We start from the raw sequence: 6,566 nt of genomic DNA on the forward strand, positions 1-6,566 counted from the left end.
CGCGGGCAGCGCGCACGGCGGCGTCCACGTCCTCGGCGGTGCCCGCGGGGACGTGGCCGATCACCTGCTCGTCGGCCGGATTGACGACGGCGATCGTCTCGCTGGTCGCGGCCGCCCGCCACTGTCCGCCGATGTACATCCCGTCGTGGGCCTTCATGGCTCTCCTTCGTGGTCACCGCTCGGATCTCCGTCCGCACACCAAACTAGCGGTGATAGTTTTCGGGCGCCAGGGACCGGCCGGAGACCCCCGTCACGCTGCCAGTAATTCCTCAGTAACGGCGGCTTTCTAGCGTGCGAACTCCCCGTACCGTTCCCGGAGGAGCACCCCGATGCACCTGCCCCGACCGCCCCGGCGCAGATCCGCCGCATGGGCGGCGGCCGCGTTGACCGCGACCGCCCTGGCCGCCGGCGTGATGCCGGCCGTCGCCGCCGACACCTCGTCCACCACTCCCGCCGCCACCGCCGCGGCGAAGGTCGACTCGTCGCTGAACCGCGCCGTCGCCAAGGGCGGCGACGCGACGTTCTTCGTCGTCCTGAAGGACCGCGCCGACCTGTCGGGCGCCAAGAAGCAGAAGACGCACGCCAAGCAGGCGAGGACCGCCTACAAGGAGTTGCGCGCCACCGCCGACGACAGCCAGGCCTCCCTCAGGTCCTTCCTCGACAAGAAGAAGGTCGGCCACAAGGACTTCTGGATCGCCAACACGGTCCAGGTCACCGGCGACAGGGCCCTCGTGGACGAGCTCGCCGCACGCTCGGACGTCGCCTCGGTCGTCAAGCAGCGCACGTTCGCGCTCGATGCCTCGGAGACGTCCGGCGCCGAGGTCACCAAGACGCGCGCCGCGTCCCCCGGCACCGACTCCTCCGCCGACGGGGACGACACCCCGGAGTGGGGCATCTCCGACATCAAGGCCGACGAGGTCTGGGACCAGTACCAGGACCGCGGTGAGGGCATCGTCGTCGCCAGCGTCGACTCCGGTGTCCAGTACGACCACCCGGACCTGGTGCAGCAGTACCGCGGCAACAACGGCGACGGCACCTTCACCGACGACTACAACTTCTACGACGCGACGGGCATCTGCACCTCCTCCGCCCCGTGCGACGACAACGGCCACGGCACCCACACCATGGGCACGATGGTCGGCAAGAACGGCATCGGTGTCGCACCGAACGCGAAGTGGATGGCCGCCAAGGCCTGCGGCGGATCGCAGGGCGAGTGCATCGACTCCGACCTGCTCGCGGCCGGCCAGTGGATCCTCGCGCCGACCGACCACAACGGGCAGAACCCGCGCCCGGACCTCGCCCCGAACATCGTCAACAACTCCTGGGGCGGTGACGACGGCACCTTCTACACGGACATCGTCAACTCCTGGAACGCCGCGGGCATCTTCGAGGCGTTCGCGGCCGGCAACGACGGCGACGGCACGACCTGTTCGACGACCCACCCGCCGGGCGCGCAGACCGAGACGTACGGGGTCGGCGCCTACGACGCGAACGGCACGATCGCCTCGTTCTCCGGCTTCGGCCCCTCGCCGCTCGACGGCTCGATGAAGCCGGACATCTCCGCGCCGGGCGTCGACATCGAGTCCACGTGGCCGGGCTCCTCGTACAACACCGAGCAGGGGACGTCGATGGCGACCCCGCACGTCGCGGGCGCCGTGGCCCTGTTGTGGTCGGGTGCCCCCTCACTGATCGGCGACATCGACGGGACCCGCCAGCTCCTCGACGAGGGCGCCCGTGACGTGGACGACACGCACTGCGGCGGCACCGCCGACGCCAACAACGTGTGGGGCAACGGCAAGCTCGACGTCCTCGCGTCCCTCGACAAGGCACCGCACACCACGGCCACGGTCACCGGCAAGGTCACCGACAAGGCGACCGGCAAGGCGCTGACGAACATCACCGTCGAGGCCACCGACACGGCCGGCGCGGTCCGCACGGTCACCACCGGCGCCGACGGCACCTACCGGCTGCCGCTGGCCGCGGGCACGTACGACTTCACGCTGCGCGGCTACGGTTACGCGGACGGCTCGGCGACCGGCGTCACGCTCGCCGCCCAGCAGGCCTACACCCAGGACATGACGCTGACGGCGGTCGCCGCGCACAAGGTCTCCGGCACCGTCCGTGACGTCACGGGGAAGCCGCTGCCGGGCGCCGCCGTCGAACTGAACGGCACCCCGCTGGCCCCCGTCACCACCGACGCCAAGGGCACGTACTCCTTCGCGAAGGTCGCCGAGGGATCCTACGGCCTCGTCGTCAAGCCCGCCGCCCCGGTCCTGTGCAACGGCCAGTACGACGCGGACGTCACCGTCGCCGCCGCCCTGACCGAGAACGTCCAGGTCCCCCGCCGCACCGACAACTCGGGCAACGACTGCGCCCCGGCCGCGTACTCCTGGGTCCCCGGCGCGAAGAAGGTCGCCCTGTCCGGTGACGAGGACGCGGCCACGGTCGCGCTGCCGTTCTCGGTGAAGCTGTACGGCGTCTCGTACTCCTCGGCCTCGGTCACCACCGACGGTCTGGTCAACTTCCTTTCCTCGCGCGTCGGCGACTACGGCAACACCACGCTGCCCACCAGCGGCGCCAACGGCGTGAAGGGCGTCGTCGCCCCCCTGTGGGACGACCTGACCCTCGACAAGAAGTCCTCCGTGCAGACCGCGACCACCGGCACCAAGGGCAGCCGCACCTTCGCCATCGTGTGGAACAACGCCGCGTACGGCAACGGGACGTCGGGCCGCGCGACCTTCGAGGTCCTCTTCGACGAGGCCACCGGCGCCGTGACCCTGCAGTACCGGTCCGTCGCGGACCAGGGCGCGGGAGCCACCGTCGGCATCGCGAACCAGGCGGGCACCGACGCCCTGCAGTACTCCTACAACCAGCCCGTGATCGCCGACGGCACCGCCGTCCGCTTCACGCAGGGAGCCAAGTGATGAGAGTCCACGGGAGAGTCCACCACTCGCGGCGGGCCCTGGCGCTCGCCTCCGCCCTGGTCACGGCCGGCCTGTGCCTGACCGCGGTGCCGCAGGCGCTGGCCGCCGACGGTGACGGCGGTGCGGCCATGAAGCTAACCGGCGCCGAGGCCAAGAAGCTCGCCGCCAACGTCACCCTCGACCCGTACGTCAAGGCCGAGGACACGGCCGACACGACCGACGGCACGTCAAAGACCGACGCCACGGCGAAGGGCGGTGGCACCGCGAAGGAGGACGGCTCCGCCGCCGTCGACCCGACCACCCCGGTCAGCCTCACCCCGACGTCCACGCTGGAAGGCGTGCGCGGCATGGGGGCCACCGTCCCGGTCGGCAAGAAGGGCGACTACTACTCCGTCAACAGCATGGGCTACGTGCAGCTCCACGCCGCCGACGGCAGCCAGAAGTGGGCCCGCACCAGCAGCTCGTTCTACGCGGACTGGCAGGTCAAGCCCCTCCAGCCGTGGCGGGTCGAGCCCTACCCGGCGCAGATCCTCATGGGCTACAACGCGGTCTCGCCCTTCGCGCCCCAATCGGACTCCGGGTACTCCACCGGAGACCTGACCGGCGACGGCGTCCCGGACCTGGTGTTCTCGGCACAGGTCGGCACCACGCCGTACCCGCGGCCCTTCACCAGCCCCGGCTCGGCGCTCACCACCGGCACGTTCGTGACGGTCCTCGACGGGACGACCGGCACCACGGTCTGGTCGAAGCTCTACGACCACGCCTCCATGGTGAAGATCGTCGACGGCACGCTGCTCGTCGCCGACGCGCCCCGGATGAGCGGCGACGCGAAGGTCCCGGCCGACGCGACGCTCACCCTGACGGGGACGCGCTTCTCGGCCGGAGCGGACGGCAGGCTGACCCCGGCCTCCACGTGGACGTACGACTCCAAGGAAACCCGGGACGCGAACTGGGGCGACATCCAGGACCTCGGCAAGGGCAGGTTCGTCGCCTCCTGGAACCTGAGCAAGGGCGACGGCGTCGCCGCACGCGGCCGCACGCTCGTCCTCGACGCGGCCGACGGCTCCGTCACCTGGCAGACCGACAGCATGCTCTACAACCGCCGTATGCGGCTGGACACGGGCCGCAAGCGGATCGTCGCGGTCGAGCAGTCGGACGCCGCGGACGGGGTGCGCTACGAGGTCGCGGCGTACGACCTGAAGACCGGTCACCGCGCCACCCTGCAGAGCCGCGAGAACGTGGTCCCCACCGCGCTGACGGTCGGCGACCTGGGCGGGAAGGCCGGCGACGAGTACGCGGTCGCGGAGTCCTCGTTCGACGAGGACTACTTCGTCAACGCCAGCACCGTCCGCGTCGTCAACGGTGACAGCGCGGACAAGCTCCAGTGGTCGAACACGGTCAAGCGGAACGACGGTGACGGCAACAGCGCGGCCAACACCTTCGGCCTCGCGGTCGCCGACGGCAAGCTGGTCAGCACCGGCCAGGACAACGAGCACTTCGAGGACCCGGAGAACCGCGGCGGCACCCGCTACGCGACGCTGACCGTGTTCAGCGGCAAGGGCGCCGTCGCGTGGCAGTCCAAGGGCGTCGCCGGTGCGCCGATGTACCAGGACGTCTACAGCGACGCCCGGGGCACGCACCTGCGCGTGATCGACCTGGCGCAGAACATCCGGACGTTCAAGCTCGCCAACGGCAAGGCGGAGGGCGTCACTCCGTTGCAGGGCGACATCTCCCACGCCCAGAGCGCCGACCTCGACAAGGACGGCAAGAACGACCTGATCGTGGGCGGCTCGTCGAACGGCCTGTGGGCGTACTCGGGCCCGTCGCTCGTGCACGGCTCCAAGCCCGAGAAGCTCTGGCAGGCCACGCTGCCCGGCGCCGTCCACGACATCGAGACCGGGGACGTCAACGGCGACGGCAGGCCCGAGATCGTCGTCGCGGCCGACACGGCGACGGTCGTCCTCAACGGCCGGACCGGCAAGACGCTCGCCACGATCGACGGCGGCGGCCAGTACGTCCGCACGGCGACCCTGGCCGACCTCGACGGCGACGGGGAGCAGGACATCCTCGTCCCGACCGACGCGTTGCACGCCTACTACGGCGACGGCCACGCCCTGTGGACGTACAGCGCACCCAAGGACGCGGGCGCCGTGCAGTTCGCCGACCCGTCGGTGAACGACGGCCGCGTGTACGCCTCGTACGCCAGCGCCGGCGCTGTCGGGCTGGACTCGCCCGTCACGGACGCGGTCGCACTGAACGCCAGGACGGGCAAGGCCCGCTGGTCGGCCGCGCCGAAGGCACCGCACGACGCGGTCGGCGGCATCCGCACCCTCACCCCGAACCAGGGCGTCTTCGCTTCCCAGGAGATCCCGTACGCCGACGGGCACGCGGTGGTCTACGTGTGGAACGTCGACGCTCCCCTCACTGTCAACGGCGTCACCTCGATCATTACGCAGAACGTGTTCGAGATCCGCGACGGCCGCACCGGCGAGGTGGTGCACACCTGGGTATCCGGCGGCCTGTGGACGCACAACAGCTTCTTCGCCAAGGACGGGGCACTGTACGAGGGCGGTGTCGCCTCGTTCCGGCGGATGCGCGCGAACGGCGACGACACGGAACAGGGCGTCCTGCCGATGTCGTTCGGCGGTGGCTTCCTGACCGGCCCCGGCGGACGTCAGCTGCTGGGCGCCGGCGTGGACGGGGGCCTGTACCTGTGGGACCCGAGCATCTTCGACTCCGACGACAGCTGGGCCGGGGACGTCGGCAAGATCCCCGCTCTCATGGGTGCCCGCGGCGTCTTCTCGGGCGACCTCGACGGGGACGGCGTCGACGAGGCGGTGTCCCTCAACAAGGATCTGGACGGCCGCGACCGCCTCGTCGGTCTGTTCGGCGGCGGGTACTACTCGGGGGACTACGCCATCCACCAGATGACGACCTACAAGCTGTCCTGACCTGACCATTGCGGACCGACAGCTCGACAGCACCCCCTGGGCCTCGCCCAGGGGGTGTTCGGCTTGCTCGGTTAGAGTTGCGCCCTCATGAACGAGCAGCAGGCGGACAGCACGATTCCGGCCAGTCCGCTGCTGCGCCTGCACCTTTTCGGCGGTTTCACGGCGACTCGTGACAACGGGCCCGCGCCCGCCGACCGTTGGACCCGGCCCAGCGCCCGGACTCTGGTCAAACTGCTGGCCGTCGTGCCCGAACACCGGCTCCACCGCGAGCAGGCCATGGCCATCTGCTGGCCGGACGCCGACCAGCAGTCCGCGACCGGCAGTCTGCGCGTCGCCCTGCACGCCGCGCGCCGCGCCCTCGAACCCGAACTCGCGCCGCGCGCCAGCTCCTCGTACCTGATATCCGACGGTGCGTTGCTGCGACTGGATCCGGCCACCGTACGGATCGACGCGGACGAGGCCGAGGTGGCGGCGCGGACCGCGCTCGTCACCGGGGACCGCGGTGAACTCAGCGCCGCCCTGTCGCTGTTCACCGGCGAGCTGCTGCCCGAGGACCGGTACGCGGACTGGGCGCGCTCCCGCCGCGACCGGCTCGTCGCCCTGCGCGAGGAGGTGCTGCTCGCGCTCGCCGCCGCGCACCTGGCCCAGGGCTCCCCCGCCGAGGCGATCACGGCCGCCGAGCAGGTGCTGG

General features: G+C 71.0%; 3 protein-coding genes and 1 pseudogene. 3 read left to right on the forward strand and 1 reads right to left on the reverse strand.

Going from position 1 to position 6,566, the window contains the following annotated elements; all coding sequences use genetic code 11:
* A partial coding sequence (locus G3I40_RS45790) for an aldehyde dehydrogenase family protein (RefSeq protein WP_164560692.1) occupies positions 1 to 157 on the reverse strand: 157 nt, incomplete at its 3' end.
* 172 nt (positions 158 to 329) lie between these two features.
* Between G3I40_RS45790 and G3I40_RS45795 the strand changes: the two genes are divergently transcribed.
* The 3 genes and pseudogenes from G3I40_RS45795 to G3I40_RS45805 all read left to right on the forward strand — a co-directional run.
* The gene (locus G3I40_RS45795) at positions 330 to 2,924 is read left to right on the forward strand and encodes a S8 family serine peptidase (protein ID WP_164560693.1); all 2,595 of its coding nucleotides are present in this window, start codon (positions 330 to 332) and stop codon (positions 2,922 to 2,924) included.
* The gene (locus tag G3I40_RS45800; protein ID WP_164560694.1) at positions 2,924 to 5,875 is read left to right on the forward strand and encodes an FG-GAP-like repeat-containing protein; all 2,952 of its coding nucleotides are present in this window, start codon (positions 2,924 to 2,926) and stop codon (positions 5,873 to 5,875) included. Before G3I40_RS45795 ends, G3I40_RS45800 begins: the two co-directional genes overlap by 1 nt.
* An 87-nt stretch (positions 5,876 to 5,962) precedes the next feature.
* A pseudogene (locus G3I40_RS45805) lies at positions 5,963 to 6,566 on the forward strand (transcriptional regulator); the annotation flags it as partial.

This window comes from Streptomyces sp. SID14478 (genome assembly GCF_010548525.1).
Lineage (GTDB): Bacteria > Actinomycetota > Actinomycetes > Streptomycetales > Streptomycetaceae > Streptomyces.